Source organism: Terasakiella sediminum (assembly GCF_033100395.1).
Lineage (GTDB): Bacteria > Pseudomonadota > Alphaproteobacteria > Rhodospirillales > Terasakiellaceae > Terasakiella.
The window spans coordinates 1-653 of record NZ_JAWLVJ010000077.1 but is presented as its reverse complement, the minus strand read 5'-3'; the positions used below and the strand labels follow the sequence as shown (position 1 = coordinate 653).

Sequence of the window (653 nt, the reverse complement as noted above, 5' to 3'; positions counted from 1 at the left end):
ACAAATTGCGTAGAATGTGATTCAAGACTTCTTTTTATGAGGAGAAGTCTATGCGTAATTTGATGAGCGACGATGAATGGTCATTCTTTGAGCCGTTTCTTCACGTCCAAGGACCAAAGTCAGGCCGTCCGCCATCAAACCACCGCCTCATCCTTGATGGTATTTTCTGGATTGCCCGAACTGGTGCTCCTTGGCGTGACCTTCCCAATGATTTTGGCAAATGGGCTTCTGTTTACCGACAGTTTCGCCGATGGACATTGCTTGGTGTTTGGGATGTGTTGCTGGATGCGTTAAATGATGCCAAAGCCGTTCCAGATACAGTGCAAATGATAGATAGCACAATCATCAGAGCCCATCATCAGGCTGCTGGGGCAAAAGGGGGACTCAAAAAGAAGGTCTTGGCCGTTCAAAAGGTGGCTTTACGTCCAAAATACACCTTCGAACAAACGCCGAAGGATTGCCCATAGCATTGGAAATTAGCGAAGGTCAAACATCAGATTACAAAGGGTATGCCCCGTTGATGGAATGGGGTGGCCCAGATGCCAAGGTTCTACTGGCTGACAAAGGCTACGATGCAAATTCCATTCGTGAAGATATGGAAAAACGTGGTGGTTACGCCATGATTCCAATGCGGAAAAACCGCAAGGAAATCA

General features: G+C 47.0%; 1 pseudogene. It reads left to right on the top strand.

What is annotated here, in order from left to right:
* Positions 1–50: 50 nt before the first annotated feature.
* A pseudogene (locus tag RYZ26_RS19890) lies at positions 51–653 on the top strand (IS5 family transposase); the annotation flags it as partial.